The organism is Leptospira congkakensis, assembly GCF_004770265.1.
Lineage (GTDB): Bacteria > Spirochaetota > Leptospiria > Leptospirales > Leptospiraceae > Leptospira_A > Leptospira_A congkakensis.
In genome coordinates this window covers 775,355-791,507 of the sequence record NZ_RQGQ01000017.1, presented here as the reverse complement: position 1 = coordinate 791,507, position 16,153 = coordinate 775,355, and the positions used below count along the sequence as shown (strand labels likewise).

Here is a 16,153-nt window from a genome sequence, read left to right as displayed (position 1 = left end):
GGATTTAGTTGGAGATTTGGACTTTTTTGCCAATCATCTGCAAGCCATTGGCAGACTTTTTTACAATAAGTGTATCACCAAAGATGATAGTAGATTCCGCATTCGTTGTTTCTGCATAAGGACTATTGGAATCTAAACTCTGTGTGACAACCTTGTGATCCCTGCCAAAGATTTTAATTTTGGCCTCAGTTGGAGATGCTTCTAACAAAACCCAATTTCCATCTAATACTCTTTTTTCAGACACATCATCTTTCCAAATGACGAAGGAACCATTCGAACGAAATACATAATCCAATCTACCTTCCGAAACATCACCGAACACTGCTTTATTGACTATGATAGAGAGAATGGTGTTTTTAGTTTTCGACAGGATGGACTGTTTGAATTCATCAGCATTTTTATCAACTACTGTAAATCGTTTTCCTTTTTCTCCAAGTAAGATGATCTCAGCGATGACAGTGTCTTTCCAAGTTTTTCCTGGTCGCACTTTTTGGATGGTGAATGTAAACTTTTTTCCTGATAAAGTTTTTGGGAAAAATATTCTTTGACCACCTTGTTTGTCTGCAATTTTGATAGGAAAAGAGTCTGATTCATTGGATACAGTTAATTCAGTCACCGATCCATTTTTAAAAAACAAAGCATCTAATCTTTGATAACCGTTAAATATTTCCAAACCTGATAAATCGATATTGTCTTCTAATTCAATTTGAAAAGATTCACCTTCTCCATTTTCTTTAGCGCCTTCCACCCAAGCAAAATCGATACTACCATCAAACAAACTATATGCGGGATAATTAGGAAGTGTGCTACTAGCAGTGACTTGGCCAACGATGGGTTCCGGATAAACTACATCCAATTTTTTACCATTTTGGAAAAATGAAACCGTTTGGATTCCATTCCCTGATTCCGGTAATAGATAAATTACGTGAACTCCATTGGATCTTATTTTTTGTGGAGTTTCTTTAGAGCAGTCAAAATTTGTCGCATAACTGCCGTCTTTATAAAAGGCAACGTATCCTTTTTTGTCTTTGCATTCGATAGAAATTTCATTAAAAAAGGAACGTCCGTCGGTTTTTCCTGCTTGGTTCCATTTGGCTCCATTGGAGAAAAAAATGGTAATCCCATCTAAGCTGGATTCTGGTTTCCAATATTTGCCAGGTTTGAATACATTGATGGGGCTTGTACCATCAGCAGACGAAGCTGCTTGGATTCGTTCGATAACGATGGAATTTTCTATTGGACTATTTTTACAAAATAGAACCAGGAAAACCAAAATTGTTAGGAGCAATGTTTTCAAAGGTTGTACCTCGGCAGATACAAATCATCCAGAACACTTTCAACGGAGACAAGTAAAAAATTGACCTGTCTTAGATCATCATATAAAGAATCAGTAGACAGGCTTTCAAAAACAAGGATCTTAAAACTTAGATCAAATGAAAGTTTTGTTACCAAACGTTTTTGGTTCCGAAGAAATTCGTCAGTTTTTTATGACTCACGGCAAAACCATCAAACTAAAGAAAAAGGAATATTTTGCCAAAAAGGGAATTCCTTTATTTAGCGTTGGTTTGGTTGTCAGTGGTGGATGCAAACTCATTTATAAACATGGGAAAAAGGAATGGATCAAATCCTTTATCTTCGAAGACGGACTTTTGGGAAGTTTGCCAAGTATCTTTGAAAACCAACCCATTCCCTATTCCATCATAACGATGGAACCGAGTGAAGTGATTGTGTTAACTGCAAACGAATTCAAATCAAAAATGGAAAAAGAAAACGGTTATCAAAATTTTCTCATTCAATTTCTTTCGAAATTGTATTTAAAAAAAGAAGAACGAGTCGCAGATTTTTTACTCCTGGAACCTGAAAAAAGATACAAAAAGTTCATTCAGGAATATTCTCATGTTTTAGATCGGATTTCCCAAATAGACCAAGCTGCCTATTTGGGAATCACAAACGTGGCGCTCAGCCGTATCAAAAAGAGGATTTTTTTAAAGAATCCTTAATTGCACCTAAGTATAATTTGGTGAATTCTTCTCCTGAGAATGGATTTTGTGAAGTGACTAAGTTTCTATCTCTTGTGGCAAATCCGCTTGCAGGAAAAAAAGAAGATTCGTACAACATTCCTCGTCCTTTTAATAACTCAGAAATTTTTCTAACTTTAGGTTTACCTTTCATCACGAAGGTTTCGATAAACCATTCTTCCATTTTGGTAACAGAATTCACACGATAACCATGAAATAAAAATCCTTCTCCCTTAGAACCGGAAGGAAGTGTGAGTAACAAAGCTGGTGCATGGCAAACCAAACCGATTGTTTTTTCCTGTTTTTGAAATATGGAAAGTAAAATGGGAAGATTTGTATCATACAACAAGTCACTCATCAGTCCTTGTCCACCAGGAATGAGTAAACCTACATAACTTTGATTCTTTTGGATGGCAAGTTCGAGTGAGATTGGTTTTTGAAAGGAATTGAGTGAAGTTAAAAAACGAATGGCTTCTTCTTTTTCTTCTTTCGAATTCCAGTATTTATCTTTTAAACTTTCTGGATCAAATGTAACCTTTTTGCCATTGGGTGTGGCAAACTCTAAATCAAAACCGGATTGGTTCAAACGAATGGCAGGATGGGCAAGTTCATTTAAGAACACTCCAGTGGGATGATCAAAACTTTCATCTAACAAAAGTGTACTCGCAGCACTCATCACAATTAAAACTTTTGGTTTTGGTTCTGAATTTGCAAAAAGAGAAGATTGGAATACTACCATAGAAATGACCCATACCATTGGTACTCGGAGTAATTTAAAAATGGCAAAACGATCGGGTAAGTATTGTTTTAGAATCTTGTAAGCGGAAAGAAAAAAAATGTTTTGGTTCCAAATTGGATTTTGCATGGTGATGACTCTCAAAGATTAGATTTGATGAGTCCTCTACCCAAAAGATAGGGACTCTTCTAATAGAGGTCATGAATGTTTAACTTATTTTTAACTTAAGTTAAAATTTTTGAAAAGAAGAACCCCTCTTCCCGCTACTAAAAAAACGAGATCGATAGGATTCGAACAGGTTTCCAGTAATTTCTCTAAAACAAATCGATAGTTTCAAAACCTTGTAATAACTTTACCTCTATCTTTTCTTTTTCCGTTCTATTTAAAATATATTTCATATTTCCATCAAAATCATCCCCAAGTTTCAGATTGGGTTCTAATGGTTCTGAAAGCGGTTTGAAAAAATTATCCCAATGAATGGGTATGAGTAGTTTGGGTTTTAAAGTCTGCACTGTCTGTTTGTAATACTCATCTTGAAAGGCAGTGGGTTGTAGGGAAAGTTGAGCAATTCCTAAAAACAAAACATCGGCCTGCAGTTTGTCCAGTGCTCCCTCTACAAAGTTTGTACTACTTTTAATCAAAATTTTATTTTTCCCATGTTGGATGAAAAAATCAAAAGTACCTCCTTCGATAAAGTCCAAAGCTTTTACGGGTTGGACGAGAGGTGTTTCAATGTTTGGATGGTTGGGATCTGTTGCATTTGTTTTCCCAAGGATACGAAAAGGAGGAGTGTGTTTGGATTCCAAAACAGTGATGGTAAACTTTCCGATTGTAATCGGTTTACCTGGTACAAACTTTTGCATTTGTTCACTAGTAAGCCCGGCGCCTGTTCCTACATTGAGAGTAGAAGAAGAACCAAATAACTTCGCCTTTGTATGTTTGGCGACAAGTGGAGAATCCATTACATGATCATAATGTGAATGGCAAACAAATATGGCTCCCAATCGGTTGATATTTGCCCTTTCGATGACTGAAGAAACGATGATTGGATTAGATTCTATTTTGGAAAATGCAGTTTTCCATATTGATGGTCTTGAAAAAAATCCATCTGTTAAAATTTGTGTTTCTCCATCATCTAACAATATGGAGGAGGTTCCAAGGAAAGTGACTCGCACTTTTCCTTTCGGTATGAGGTTTGATTTACTTTCATGTGGGAAATAGGTATCGTAATGGTTTAGATTTCCAGAAGAACGAAGGGCACAATGGGAAAAAAAGAAAATGAAGGAAACATAGAGAAGGACTAAGGAAAGATTTTGTTTTTTAAGAAGTTTGGTTTTCTCTGTCATAACCACCAAACCTAATCCAAAGAAACAATGGTGGCAAACCATTTATAGTTTTATAAAAGATTCGATTTTAGCGAAAGGGATTTGTAGGACTTGGTCTCTGGGTGTGCACAATGTGCGCAAACCAGAGACGGGAGCGAACGCGGACTCCGAAAAAGCCCGGGCCCACAGGGCTTCGCCCAAAAAAGAACAGAAATAGAATGATAGATTCAGAAGGATTTAATTTTTGTTTTTGTAGGGATGGTTGGAGATTTGATTTCTGTTTTGACAGATTCTTTTGGATTTGTTTGCAACATAGGTTGGAACTTAGTCTAAAACTCAATATGAAATCTATTAATTCAGAATTACCCGTTGTTGTCACTGGAGGTTCAGGATACATTGCGTCTTGGATCGTTAAATATTTGTTAGAAGATGGAAAGAAAGTGAGGGCGACGGTTCGCAGTCTCAAAGATATTTCTAAAATTGGCCATTTATTAGAGTTAAATGAAAAGTATCCGGATCATTTGAATTTGTTCGAGGCGGATCTTCTATTGGATGGAAGTTTTGACAAAACCATTGAAGGCGCCGAACTTGTGATCCATACGGCTTCCCCATTTTTTGTTGCCGGTGTCAAAGATGCACAAAAACAATTGATTGATCCTGCTTTAAAAGGAACCAGGAATGTTCTTGAATCTTGTAATCGTATACCTTCCGTTAAACGAGTTGTTTTAACTTCGAGTGTGGCAGCGATTCATGGGGACAATATTGATTCTTTACAAGTTCCGAACCAGACGTTTACGGAAGATCATTGGAACATTACCAGTAATCTCAACCACCAACCTTATGCTTATTCCAAAACTTTAGCTGAAAAAGAAGCTTGGGAAATTCAGAAAAAACAATCTCGTTGGGATTTAGTTGTGATCAATCCATCATTTGTGATGGGACCTTCGCTTTCCAAACGTATGGATGGAACTAGCGTTGAGTTTATGAAAAATATGTTAAAGGGAGTTTTCCGCACTGGTGTCCCGGATACAAAAATGGGATTTGTTGATGTTAGAGATGTTGCAAAGGCACATATCTTAGCAGGATTTACTCCAAGTGCAAAGGGAAGACATATCACTTCCGCAGAAGTAATACCGATGTTAGGTGTTGCAAAAATCATTAAAGAAAATTTTGGAAACAAATATTCCGTTCCAACGGGGACTCTTCCAAAGGCACTTGTATATGTGATTGGTCCTTTTTTTGGATTATCTTGGGGTTATACAAAAAATAATATTGGCCAACCGTTAAACTTAAATAATGAATTTAGCAAAACGGATCTAGGACTCACCTATCGCCCGTTAAAAGATACATTTATGGATCATGTCAATCAAATGGAAAGTTCTGGATTGTTGTGATTTGGTTCAAACGAACCTGATTGGAAAACTAGTGAAACTGCGAAGTTTTCTTTAAAATTTTTGCAGAGATTCAGTTCCCAGGAGACAAGGGTTCGATTTTATGGTAGGAGTTGGGCCGGGAATAACACCCACAAGCCCACCTCCACCACCCATTCAGGGTGGGGGTCGAGACCGAGCGCACGAGACATAATATGCAATCTCTCCAAACCAATCCGTTTCTTGGTACAGACTACTTACAGTTCGGTACTCCAAAACAACAGGAATTGGCAATTGATTTAGAAAAATGGAAAATTCTAAAATCTTTACATGGTTTCAAACCTACATTGGCTGGCACCATTCCCTTGGATATCGATACAGATTCTAGCGATGTGGATCTCTTAGTAAAATTCAATATCCCGGCGCATTTACAAAAGATTTGTTATGCAAAGTTTCGCAATTTACCAAATTATAGTTTTTCTGAAAAAACAATGGCCCTTCGCGTAACTCTAATTTGTCGATTTGAAACTAAAAAATTTCAATATGAAATCTTTGGACAATCGGTGGAACCAACAGATCAATATGCTTGGATTCATATGATGGTAGAAAATCGATTTTTAAAATTAGCGGATCCATCCTTTCGAGATGAAATTCGTAATCTAAAAAAACAAGGAATCAAAACAGAACCTGCGTTTTGTCAAATTTTGGATCTAAAGGGAGATCCGTATAAAACATTAGTTTTATGGAATCAAAAATCGGATGAACAGTTTCAAGAATTACTTTTGAAACGAGGGTTTCAAACCATTCCGAACTGACGAAAGGTTAAATTGATCCTTGGTCGTTTGACCTTCATCGCCTTAGGAAGAGAATGCAACCAATGCCTTTGGATGACATCTTTCATTAAAAGCAAACTCCCGTGTTCTAACTGCAACTCTACTTTCTCTTCTGTTTTTTTATGTTTGTAACGAAAGATACGTTCGGCTCCAAAACTTACTGATGCAATTGTTGAATTGGGACGTAAAGATGTTTCATCATCGCTATGCCAAGCCATCCCTTCGCTTCCATCATGGTATAAATTGAGTAAACAAGAATTGAATTTTTCTTTAGAGACCAACTCCACTTTGGTTTTTAATTCCAAAAGGAATGGAGACCAAGGAAGTGCCGTTTTTGTGGTTCCCGAATACCGGTAAGAAAAACCTTTTTCCGCATACCAAGCCACACTTCGTTTGGTGGTAATGTGTTTTCCATACAAGATGGCCTCATCTTGTTTCCAGTCGATTCCGTCCAGAAGAGAGAGGAAAAACTGATCTGCTTCCTCCCTGGGGATAAAATCTGGGATGTACAACAAAACCCCGTCATAAGGTAAAAGATTTTCGGATTCAGTTCTGTGGAATAAGTGCATGGATTTCGAAAAGGGTCGCCTGAAAAAAGTAAGTCACTGTAATTTTTCACCCACTTACCAAAGAAATCCAATGAAAATTGACACCCACTGTCGAAACAGTCTAAAATTTTAGTTGGTTTCCCTTGGAGACCAAAGAATCTATACTCGTATGACCCCAACTCGCACGATTCAATCTTTCATCGACGCTAAAAAGGAAAACAATTCTCCTTCGGAAGAAGTCTGGAACTCACTGAAAGGATACCGAAAGTGGAATGAACCCGAACTCATCGGTCTAAGAAATGCCTCTGGTTATTATCCAGATATTTATTTTGAAGAAGGAATGGATGAAACCATTTCGAAACTACTAGCAAAATTCAAAGAGAGAGTTGTTCCCCATAAATTTTAATGAATCCCAGTACCCCTAAAGTTTTATACCAAGAAGCAAATCCCTACGGTTCTTTTACTGCATTTTTAGAAGATGATGGAAGAACCATTTACCTTTACTTACAATCACATAACAACCCTGAGTGGCCGATGAAAACACTTTGGGTGCGAAACTTAATTGAAGCCCCGGATTCACGAGTGGATGAAGATTTTGATGCGGGTCTTGCGCCCGTGTTGACCAAATCGGAAATCACAGATCCAAATGCACAAACTTCTCTTACAGAAGACCAAATCCATTTTATTTGGTCGGAAGAAGGTGACGGTGTTGCCTTATTTGTTGATGAAGAACTACAAGCTTATCTTCCTTCTTGGTCAGGGATCAAAGGGATTCATGGATACGCAAAGTTTGCAAAAGAAGAAGCACCTACTGCATCTCCCCTTGGTGATCCAGAAAATGGAGTGATTGCTGAACGAGTCAGAACCAATCGTAAATTTTGGGAATCTGTTGCGGAAAAAGATCATTGGAAGAAAGCACAAAAACTTCGATTGGATTTTTTAGAATCAAAACTTGGGAAACATGAAAAGTATTGGTCTGCTGATGGAGGAAAGTATCCTTCACTTGGAATCGCTTCTTTTTTACCAAAAGAATTTCCTGGGATTAAAATCTTCTCTACCATTGGGATGAGTGTTCAAAACCAACCTTCGATTGAACTCTATCACAAAGAATATGAAAACTTTTCTCGGATCGAACTTGTTTTTGCCATCCAACTGTTAAAAGATACAGAAGATAAATCAGAAACATGGATCCAACATGTACTCGGCGAGATGGTAAAATTTCCTTGGAACACAGGAATTTGGTTTGGTCACTCTCATACAATTCAAAATCCAAGAAAAGATCCCGATCAACTCTATCTAGACTTCAATTGGTTCGTTCTACGTAACGTCACAGAGGAAATAGAGCAGGGTTCCAAGGAATTACTGCCAAATCTTCACGGACTACTCACAGAGAATGGCAAACGCGCAAATTTTCTCTTATTAACTCCTATCGCAACGGAAGAACGAATTTGTTTTATGCGAGAAGGTTCTGCTAAATTTTGGGAAACTTGGAAGAAGGAAGGATATAGTTTCTATCACGACAGCGAACGCAGGATGTTAGAATTCTAATTTTGTAGATTTTAATTGTAAAAAAATCCGATTCAAACTCTAAAATCTGTCCGTTACTCTAAGTGATATGGCAGAGACGTATACAAAGTACTTCAATTTAGAGTTTGAACCCTTTTCTTTAGAACGAATCCTCGAAGAAAAACAAGATTCTTCCGGATTTTTCCTCTCTACCGTATTTCAAAAACGGTTTTCGGAAGAAGTGAACCTCAAACGCCACGAAGATCAAAAACTTTGGATCCAAACCAAGAATCTTCGTTATGTTGTTTTGGATGGAATTCAGAAAATTTCTGATGAAAATGGAAGACTCGAACCAACCAACATCCTCTACTTACTCGTATTTTTTGATTTTAATTCCATCACTGAGTATGGATTTGAAGACGTTTGCAATGTGCTAATGAAACGTTACGATCTCCCTTCTCTCATCCTCAAAATGCCTGACACGGACCATTTAGAGATCTGGGGAAAGGATCATTCACGTAAAAGTTATAAAAACGTAGTGCATCCTAACATCGAATCACTGATGAAAGCACTCTTTGATTCGATCAATAAGAAGGATCATTTCCAATTTATTGGTATGGAAAGAGCTAATTTAGATAAAAAATCGGGGTTTTCGATGAGTAGAAGAGGTTTTACGCGGGCGATTGCTTAGTTTTTTCTCAAACGAAGCTCTATAAAAGAAAAAACCCGCAGGTTTTGCGGGTTCACACAATCTTACTTCGAGAGTTTCGAAGGAAGAATCGAATCTAAGTTATTTCTTAGATTTTTTCTTTGCAGCTTTTTTCTTAGCGGCTTTCTTTTTTGCGGCTTTCTTTTTAGCAACCATTGTGATCGTCCTTATCTTTTGATTTCAAAACACGGCTGTCCTTGGCAAACAGAGAGTGAATTGATACGACATAATTAAATCATATCAATTTTAATGTAAAGAAATTTTATTTTTTGCATGAATTTTTATTCAAAATAAAAAAACAGACTAATACACATTCTACGGAACTTTGATAACAATCTTACCAATTGTTTGTCCCGATTGAAATGTACGGAGTGCATCGTGTATCGAATCAAACGTAAACTCATGCCCAATCGTTTGTTTTGGTAGTGATAAGATCATTAAATCGGAAAAATGTTTTCTTAATTCATCAATTTCATTCCACAACCATATTAAATTGAATCCCATCACCGATTTATTGTCTGAAATCATGGATAATGGATCAATTTTTGGTCTTCTGAGGTAAGAATAGGCGATTGATATCCAATTTCGGTATGAATGTGATGGTGTGAAGTTCGCACTACCATAGGTAACAAGCCTTCCCATTGGTGCTAAGAGATCATAACTGTCCTGAAAATAACGACCACCTAAACATTCTAAAACTATTTTTAACGGATGTTCTGATAAAATTTTCCTCATCTCTTGTTTAAACTTAGGAGATCTAATGAGAAAATAATCATAACCAACCTCTTTTAAGATCGAAAACTTAACGGAATCACCTACAAGACCGATCGGGATTGCTTTTTTTTTCTTCGCAATGTGACCTGCCATGATTCCAACACCACCTGCAGCACTATGAATGAGAACATGATCTCCTTCTTTCACTTGTCCTAGTGGAACGAGTGCATAGTACGCAGTGAGTGCTTGTACAACAAATGCGGCACCATCTTCCATCGACCAACCCTTCGGAAGTGCAAAAACTGTTTTTTCTGAAATGTTAAGATGAGTTGCATAAGCACCGAAGCGAGTCACACCAAACACAGAGTCGCCGACTTTAAAATCCTTAACATTTGGGCCTATTTTTGCGATTTTTCCTGCAAATTCCAATCCAGGAATGAAACTTCCCTTTGGAGTTGCTGAGTACAAACCATAAATCGAAAATACATCGGCAAAGTTGAGACCAATGGCTTTCACTTCAACGGTAACTTCATCACCTTCCGGTTCATTGAGTGATTCTGATTTTCTTTGCAGTTGATCGATAGATCCCGTTTTTTCGATGCGATAGACTTCTCTTAACATATTATCTTAAAAAAAATTCTATTCCATAACGATGAAACCATTTTTCCATGGTTCCAGAGTCTGAACGAGAGAGTGCCGTGGAACTAAAACAAACACCTTTACATACAATCCATAAAGAAATGGGAGCTAAGATGGTTCCTTTTGGCGGTTGGGACATGCCCGTGCAATATACGGGGATCATCCAAGAACATTTAGCCACAAGATCGGCTGCGGGACTATTTGATGTTTCCCATATGGGAGAAATTTTTGTCACAGGAAATGAGGTCGATGTTCTTTCTTTCTTAGAATCAGTCACTTGTAACACCATCACTGGGATGAAAGTTGGCCAAGTGCAGTACAATGCAGTGGTGAATGAAGATGGTGGGCTTGTGGATGATATCACTGTTTATAAATTCAGTGATTCAAAATATATGATTTGTTCCAATGCATCCAACAACCCTGCCGTAACAAAACATTTAGAAACATATAAAAAAGGGAACGTTTCTGTTGTTGATGATAGTAAAAACTGGCATCAAATTGCATTACAAGGCCCAAAAGCAGATGAAATATTTTCCAAATATCTTGGTAAGGACTTAAGTTCCATCCTCTATTATCATTTTGAAGAAATGAATTGGAAAGGTGAAACCATCATCGTATCTCGTACAGGTTATACGGGTGAGGATGGATTTGAGATTTATACATCCAACACTCTCGGTGTCAACATTTGGAAAGATTTATTAGAAATTGGGAAAGATTTTGGTTTGGTTCCCGTAGGTCTTGGCGCTCGTGACACACTAAGACTTGAAGCAAAATACCCGCTGTATGGCCATGAACTGAATGCAGAATGGACTCCTGTAGAATCGGGAATCAACTTTATTGTCAAAGAAAAACCCTCACCTTACTTAGGGTACGCGCGGATCATTGCAGATAAAAAGAATGGTCCCAAACGCAAAGTTGTGGGCATTCGCCTGATGGAACCTGGGGTTTTACGTGAAAATTTCCCAATTTTCTCTGGTGATGGGAAAGAAATTGGCAAATCTACCTCGGGAACCCATTCTCCCAGCCGGAAAGAATCCCTAGGATTAGCCATTCTAGACACCGAATTCGCCAAAAACCAAGTGGAAGTATTTGTGGAGATTCGTGGGCAGAAGAAATTGGCAAAAGTAGAGACTGGTGCCTTCATCCAAGGCAGTGTCCGAAACAATCGTTAAACGAAAGAGTCGCATCGAAGAGGAAAAATCATGGCAGATACACAAGCAAGAGACGGATATTATTATACGGAAAAACATGAATGGGTCAAAGTAGAAGGTGATGTGGCACAAATTGGAATCACTGACTTTGCACAAAATGCACTTGGTGACATTGTGTTTATTGACCTTCCTAAACCAGGAAAACAAATCAAAGCAAAAGACAGCCTTGGAACCATTGAATCAGTAAAAGCAGCTGAAGATTTGTATTCACCGATTTCTGGTGAAGTTGTGGAAACAAATTCCGCTCTCGGTTCTAATCCAGCAGCAGTGAATGCAGAACCTTTTGATACTTGGATGGTAAAATTAAAAAACATCCAAACTTCCGAACTCGGAAGTCTTTTAACAGCAGCGCAGTACAAAGAATACGTATCTAAACTAGATTAATAGGAGTTTTTCTAAAGTGAGTTCCGCAAAACCTACATTACCGATCCATTCCCCTTACGAAGAAACATTAGAGCCAAGTGATACCTTCCTCCGTCGCCATGTCGGTGTGACAGAAGAAACAGTTTCTTCAATGCTCAACACAATTGGTTATAAGGCTTTGGATGATCTCATTAATGATGCGGTTCCGGAAAACATTCGTTTGCGAAAGGAACTCAACTTACCTACTCCTGTTGGTGAATATGCTCTCCAAAGAGAACTAAAGAAAATTGTTTCTAAAAACAAAATCTATAGATCTTATTTAGGTCTTGGTTACAACTCTTGTATCACACCTGCCGTGATCCAAAGGAACATTTTAGAAAATCCAGGCTGGTATACGGCGTACACTCCGTACCAAGCAGAAATTGCCCAAGGTCGAATGGAAGCTCTCATCAACTTCCAAACGATGATCACCGATTTAACGGGAATGGAAATTGCCAACGCATCTCTTCTGGATGAAGGGACAGCAGCGGCAGAAGCCATGAACATGTTATTCTCTTTAAAAGAGGACACACAAGGAAAATCATTCTTTGTGTCACAGTCTGTTCACCCACAAACTTTAGATGTGATCCGCACTCGCGCGATTCCGCTAGGAATTAATATTGTTGTAGGATCTTTTAAGAAGATGGTTCCTTCCAATGATTTTTTTGGAGCGATTGTTCAATACCCATCTACTGATGGAACCATTTATGATTTTAGTGAATTTATAGAAAGCCTTCACAAAGTGGGAGCAAAAACAGTAGTGGCGGCTGATCTTTTAGCACTTACTATTTTGAAAGCACCTGGTGAGATGAATGCGGATGTTGTTGTGGGAACTACACAACGATTTGGATTGCCACTTGGATTTGGTGGACCACATGCAGGATACTTTGCCACCAAAGAAGAATACAAACGAAACATGCCTGGTCGTCTCATTGGAGTTTCCAAAGACTCTCAAGGAAAACCTGGTTACCGCCTAAGCCTTCAAACACGAGAACAACACATTCGTAGGGACAAAGCAACATCTAACATTTGTACAGCGCAAGTTTTACTTGCTGTATTATCTTCTATGTATGCCGTTTACCACGGACCTAAAGGTTTAAAACAAATTGCATCACGAGTGCATCGTATGACAACGATCCTTGCCACTGGTCTTGAAAAACTTGGATACAAAATCATTTCCAATCCCTATTTTGATACCATTCGTGTAGAATTGTCTAAAATTTCTTCTGCAGAGATCATACACTATGCAGAAGAACGAGAAATCAACATTAGACAGGTTTCTGGTCATGTGATCAGTATCTCTTTAGATGAAACCACCAATCTAAAAGACATTAAAGACCTTTTGGAAATATTTAACGAAAACAAATCCCTTCATTTTGCTTTAGAAGATCTAACGACCAAAGAAGAATGGAAAATTCCAGAAATCATGGAACGTAAGTCATCTTATCTGACTCATCCAGTTTTCAATAGTTTCCATACAGAAACAGAGATGCTTCGTTACATCCGTAGATTGGAATCCAAAGATTTGTCACTGACAACTTCTATGATTGCACTTGGTTCCTGTACCATGAAACTCAATGCATCAACTGAGATGTATCCTGTCACTTGGCCAGAACTATCCAATATCCATCCTTTTGTTCCTGAAAACCAAACCGAAGGGTATAGAACACTTTTTAGCCAATTAGAAAAATGGCTTTGTGAAATCACAGGTTTTGCTGAGGTTTCTCTTCAACCTAACGCTGGTTCGCAAGGAGAATATGCAGGTTTACTTGCCATTCGTAATTATCACCAAAGTCGTAACGATATGCATAGAGATATTTGTCTCATCCCTATCTCGGCACACGGAACCAATCCTGCATCTGCAGTGATGGCTGGATTCAAAGTGGTTCCTGTGAATTGTGATTCCAATGGTAACATTGATGTAGATGATCTTAAGAAAAAAGCAGTCGAATACAAAAGTAGTTTAGGTGCCCTTATGGTAACCTATCCTTCCACACATGGTGTGTTCGAAGCTTCCATCAAAGAAATTTGCCAAACCATACATGATAACGGTGGGCAAGTCTATATGGATGGAGCCAATATGAATGCCCAAGTGGGACTCACAAGACCTGGTGATATTGGTGCTGATGTTTGCCATTTAAACCTTCATAAAACTTTTTGTATCCCTCACGGTGGTGGTGGGCCAGGTGTTGGACCAATCGGTGTTGCCGAACACTTAGCACCTTTCCTTCCAGGACATAGCCTTGTGGAAAATGGGTCGAATAACAGCCAGTGGGCGGTATCTGCTGCACCTTGGGGATCGGCATCGATCATAGTAATATCTTGGGCATACATTGCCATGCTTGGATTTGAAGGATTACAATTTGCAACTAAGATCGCAATCCTCAATGCAAACTATATCGCTAAAAAATTAGAATCTTCATTTCCAGTATTGTATCGTGGGAACAAGGGTCTAGTGGCTCACGAGTGTATTTTGGATATGCGTGGATTCAAAAAAACAAGTGGAGTTGAAGTAGAAGATATCGCCAAAAGGCTTATCGACTTTGGATTCCATTCACCCACTATGTCTTTTCCAGTTCCAGGAACTCTTATGGTCGAACCAACAGAATCTGAATCGAAAGAAGAACTCGATAGATTCATTGACTCTATGTTAGCCATTGCCGGAGAAATCAAAGACATTGAGTCGGGAGTTCTTTCCAAAGAAGACAACCCACTTAAAAATTCTCCTCACACGGCAGACATGGTCATCAGCGACTCTTGGAACCATTCTTATCCAAGAGAACGAGCGGCTTACCCTCTTCCTTGGTTACGCACACGTAAGTTTTGGCCAAGTGTAGGTCGTGTGGACAATGTGTACGGAGATCGTAACTTGGTTTGTTCTTGTATTCCCATGGAAGACTACGCCGTTTAGGAAATTGAAGGAAAAGAAAACCAATGTTTTACGAAAAACATGTTTTTGTCTGCGAAAACCAAAGGGCACCCGGAGAACGGGTGTCTTGTGGAAACCAAGGTTCCATTGAACTTCTAAAACTCCTCAAACAAAAAGCAGCCAAAGCGGGAATTCAATATAAATTCCGAGTTCAAAAATCTGGTTGTTTGGATCGTTGTGAACTTGGTCCCATCCAAGTATCTTACCCCGAAGGAAAATGGTTTGCGATGAAAACCGAAGCCGATGTGGAAACTATTTTAGAATTTTATCTTAAAACCAACCAACCGGAAAAATACAAACACCTAGTCGTTGCAGACGATGCAGTGGCGGAAGAAAAATAGAGAAAGTAGATACCACTCCAAATCAATTTAGCTACCAATCTCTGAAACTGCCTACTAAGTTATTATTTTTAAAATTCAAGTTCATCACTGATTGTTTTTTTGATATTAATGTTCTGACTCATTAGCCCTTGTCGTAAATAACCTGAACTACTCCTGACTTAAATCTGTTTGTTTCAATCAAGGTAAGATTGAGTCTTTCCTTTAAATCTTCAAACAATGGCTTCCCACTTCCCAATGCAATAGGATGAATTGAAATACGATAAATATCGATAAGATTATGATTGATAAATGTTTTAATAAGACTGGCACCTCCGTAAAGCCAAATGTCTTTTCCATTCTGCTTTTTTATCTCCTCCACTTTTTTTAGGATATCTGAACTGATGTATTCGGCGTTGTTATCAATTTTTGGATGATTTGAAAATACATATTTTTTCTTTGAATGAACTCCTTCCCAAAGTTTAACTTCTGCTTGAGTAGCATCATTTACCGGTTGATAGTTACCCCAGTTGTCATAACTTATCCGACCATAAAAAATTGTATCAATTGTGGACAAGAATCCATCAAAGTTCATATCATCATCCATGATACACCAATCAATTTCTCCATTAGGACCTTCAATAAAACCATCTAATGTTACAGCTAGATCTAATATAATTTTTCTCATATTACCTTTTCCTATTTCATAAAGTTCTCTTATTTAAGAAATTCAAAAAACCAGCGTTCAATACAGTCCAGTAAAACAACCCGAACTCGATTGAGAAAAGTAAAGTTCATTTTCTTTCTACTTTTCTAATTTCCTTCTTCGGTCCAACGAATCGAAGTAGGTTCTCCCCAAATCTGAGGCAGGGCATGAAAGAGAATGCATTTCTGAA

The 16,153-nt window shown here is 38.1% G+C and carries 16 protein-coding genes; 10 read left to right on the top strand and 6 right to left on the bottom strand.

What is annotated here, in order from left to right; translation table 11 throughout:
• Positions 1-4: 4 nt before the first annotated feature.
• Positions 5-1,297 carry a discoidin domain-containing protein gene (locus EHQ70_RS17275; protein ID WP_135588458.1) on the bottom strand — a complete coding sequence of 431 codons (1,293 nt, stop codon included), beginning with the start codon at positions 1,295-1,297 and terminating at the stop codon, positions 5-7.
• Between the two features lie 136 nt (positions 1,298-1,433).
• Here EHQ70_RS17275 and EHQ70_RS17270 point away from each other — a divergent pair, with 136 nt between their 5' ends.
• Positions 1,434-2,000: a Crp/Fnr family transcriptional regulator gene (locus tag EHQ70_RS17270; RefSeq protein WP_135588457.1), complete on the top strand. Its 567-nt coding sequence runs from the start codon at positions 1,434-1,436 to the stop codon at positions 1,998-2,000.
• Here the strand turns inward: EHQ70_RS17270 and EHQ70_RS17265 are convergent.
• A complete protein-coding gene (locus tag EHQ70_RS17265; protein WP_135588456.1) occupies positions 1,969-2,883 on the bottom strand; it encodes a type 1 glutamine amidotransferase domain-containing protein in 915 nt (304 codons plus the stop codon). The genes EHQ70_RS17270 and EHQ70_RS17265 overlap by 32 nt on opposite strands.
• A gap of 185 nt (positions 2,884-3,068) precedes the next feature.
• On the bottom strand, positions 3,069-4,100 hold the full coding sequence (locus EHQ70_RS17260; RefSeq protein WP_244288388.1) for an MBL fold metallo-hydrolase: 1,032 nt from the start codon (positions 4,098-4,100) through the stop codon (positions 3,069-3,071).
• Between the two features lie 320 nt (positions 4,101-4,420).
• Here EHQ70_RS17260 and EHQ70_RS17255 point away from each other — a divergent pair, with 320 nt between their 5' ends.
• Positions 4,421-5,473: an SDR family oxidoreductase gene (locus EHQ70_RS17255; RefSeq protein WP_135588454.1), complete on the top strand. Its 1,053-nt coding sequence runs from the start codon at positions 4,421-4,423 to the stop codon at positions 5,471-5,473.
• Positions 5,474-5,664: 191 nt separating this feature from the next.
• Positions 5,665-6,264, top strand: coding sequence for a DUF4269 domain-containing protein (locus tag EHQ70_RS17250; RefSeq protein ID WP_135588453.1), 600 nt, complete (start codon positions 5,665-5,667; stop codon positions 6,262-6,264).
• On the opposite strand, the gene EHQ70_RS17245 is transcribed toward EHQ70_RS17250, so the two are convergent.
• A complete protein-coding gene (locus EHQ70_RS17245; RefSeq protein WP_135588452.1) occupies positions 6,246-6,851 on the bottom strand; it encodes an alpha-ketoglutarate-dependent dioxygenase AlkB family protein in 606 nt (201 codons plus the stop codon). The two genes, EHQ70_RS17250 and EHQ70_RS17245, sit on opposite strands and share 19 nt — an antisense overlap.
• A gap of 148 nt (positions 6,852-6,999) precedes the next feature.
• Here EHQ70_RS17245 and EHQ70_RS17240 point away from each other — a divergent pair, with 148 nt between their 5' ends.
• From EHQ70_RS17240 to EHQ70_RS17230, 3 genes are all read left to right on the top strand, one after another.
• On the top strand, positions 7,000-7,236 hold the full coding sequence (locus EHQ70_RS17240) for a hypothetical protein (RefSeq protein ID WP_135588451.1): 237 nt from the start codon (positions 7,000-7,002) through the stop codon (positions 7,234-7,236).
• The gene (locus EHQ70_RS17235) at positions 7,236-8,378 is read left to right on the top strand and encodes a suppressor of fused domain protein (RefSeq protein ID WP_135588450.1); all 1,143 of its coding nucleotides are present in this window, start codon (positions 7,236-7,238) and stop codon (positions 8,376-8,378) included. The genes EHQ70_RS17240 and EHQ70_RS17235 overlap by 1 nt, the downstream gene beginning before the upstream one ends.
• A 67-nt stretch (positions 8,379-8,445) precedes the next feature.
• Positions 8,446-9,027 (top strand): hypothetical protein, encoded by a 582-nt coding sequence (locus EHQ70_RS17230; protein ID WP_135588449.1) that lies wholly within the window; start codon positions 8,446-8,448, stop codon positions 9,025-9,027.
• 333 nt (positions 9,028-9,360) lie between these two features.
• Here the strand turns inward: EHQ70_RS17230 and EHQ70_RS17225 are convergent, their stop codons facing one another.
• Positions 9,361-10,380 carry a synaptic vesicle VAT-1 family membrane protein gene (locus EHQ70_RS17225; RefSeq protein ID WP_135588448.1) on the bottom strand — a complete coding sequence of 340 codons (1,020 nt, stop codon included), beginning with the start codon at positions 10,378-10,380 and terminating at the stop codon, positions 9,361-9,363.
• A gap of 47 nt (positions 10,381-10,427) precedes the next feature.
• Between EHQ70_RS17225 and gcvT the strand changes: the two genes are divergently transcribed.
• The 4 genes from gcvT to EHQ70_RS17205 are packed head-to-tail and all read left to right on the top strand — an operon-like array spanning position 10,428 to position 15,281.
• On the top strand, positions 10,428-11,570 hold the full coding sequence (gene gcvT / locus EHQ70_RS17220; RefSeq protein ID WP_135588447.1) for a glycine cleavage system aminomethyltransferase GcvT: 1,143 nt from the start codon (positions 10,428-10,430) through the stop codon (positions 11,568-11,570).
• Positions 11,571-11,600: 30 nt separating this feature from the next.
• A complete protein-coding gene (gene gcvH / locus EHQ70_RS17215) occupies positions 11,601-11,993 on the top strand; it encodes a glycine cleavage system protein GcvH (protein WP_135579631.1) in 393 nt (130 codons plus the stop codon).
• A 16-nt stretch (positions 11,994-12,009) separates the two neighbouring features.
• Positions 12,010-14,922 (top strand): aminomethyl-transferring glycine dehydrogenase, encoded by a 2,913-nt coding sequence (gene gcvP / locus EHQ70_RS17210; RefSeq protein ID WP_135588446.1) that lies wholly within the window; start codon positions 12,010-12,012, stop codon positions 14,920-14,922.
• Positions 14,923-14,945: 23 nt separating this feature from the next.
• On the top strand, positions 14,946-15,281 hold the full coding sequence (locus EHQ70_RS17205) for a (2Fe-2S) ferredoxin domain-containing protein (RefSeq protein WP_135588445.1): 336 nt from the start codon (positions 14,946-14,948) through the stop codon (positions 15,279-15,281).
• Positions 15,282-15,402: 121 nt separating this feature from the next.
• Here EHQ70_RS17205 and EHQ70_RS17200 read toward each other — a convergent pair whose 3' ends face one another.
• Positions 15,403-15,945, bottom strand: coding sequence for a dihydrofolate reductase family protein (locus EHQ70_RS17200; protein ID WP_135588444.1), 543 nt, complete (start codon positions 15,943-15,945; stop codon positions 15,403-15,405).
• Between the last annotated feature and the right edge of the window lie 208 nt (positions 15,946-16,153).

Bases quoted from the DNA above. Each gene is read 5' to 3' on its own strand.
- EHQ70_RS17245 (WP_135588452.1), bottom strand. From the start codon at position 6,851: ATGCACTTATTCCACAGAACTGAATCCGAAAATCTTTTACCTTATGAC.
- EHQ70_RS17260 (WP_244288388.1), bottom strand. From the start codon at position 4,100: ATGACAGAGAAAACCAAACTTCTTAAAAAACAAAATCTTTCCTTAGTC.
- EHQ70_RS17250 (WP_135588453.1), top strand. From the start codon at position 5,665: ATGCAATCTCTCCAAACCAATCCGTTTCTTGGTACAGACTACTTACAG.
- EHQ70_RS17240 (WP_135588451.1), top strand. From the start codon at position 7,000: ATGACCCCAACTCGCACGATTCAATCTTTCATCGACGCTAAAAAGGAA.
- EHQ70_RS17265 (WP_135588456.1), bottom strand. From the start codon at position 2,883: ATGCAAAATCCAATTTGGAACCAAAACATTTTTTTTCTTTCCGCTTAC.
- EHQ70_RS17255 (WP_135588454.1), top strand. From the start codon at position 4,421: ATGAAATCTATTAATTCAGAATTACCCGTTGTTGTCACTGGAGGTTCA.
- EHQ70_RS17230 (WP_135588449.1), top strand. From the start codon at position 8,446: ATGGCAGAGACGTATACAAAGTACTTCAATTTAGAGTTTGAACCCTTT.
- gcvH (WP_135579631.1), top strand. From the start codon at position 11,601: ATGGCAGATACACAAGCAAGAGACGGATATTATTATACGGAAAAACAT.
- EHQ70_RS17235 (WP_135588450.1), top strand. From the start codon at position 7,236: ATGAATCCCAGTACCCCTAAAGTTTTATACCAAGAAGCAAATCCCTAC.
- EHQ70_RS17225 (WP_135588448.1), bottom strand. From the start codon at position 10,380: ATGTTAAGAGAAGTCTATCGCATCGAAAAAACGGGATCTATCGATCAA.
- EHQ70_RS17200 (WP_135588444.1), bottom strand. From the start codon at position 15,945: ATGAGAAAAATTATATTAGATCTAGCTGTAACATTAGATGGTTTTATT.
- EHQ70_RS17205 (WP_135588445.1), top strand. From the start codon at position 14,946: ATGTTTTACGAAAAACATGTTTTTGTCTGCGAAAACCAAAGGGCACCC.
- EHQ70_RS17270 (WP_135588457.1), top strand. From the start codon at position 1,434: ATGAAAGTTTTGTTACCAAACGTTTTTGGTTCCGAAGAAATTCGTCAG.
- gcvT (WP_135588447.1), top strand. From the start codon at position 10,428: ATGGTTCCAGAGTCTGAACGAGAGAGTGCCGTGGAACTAAAACAAACA.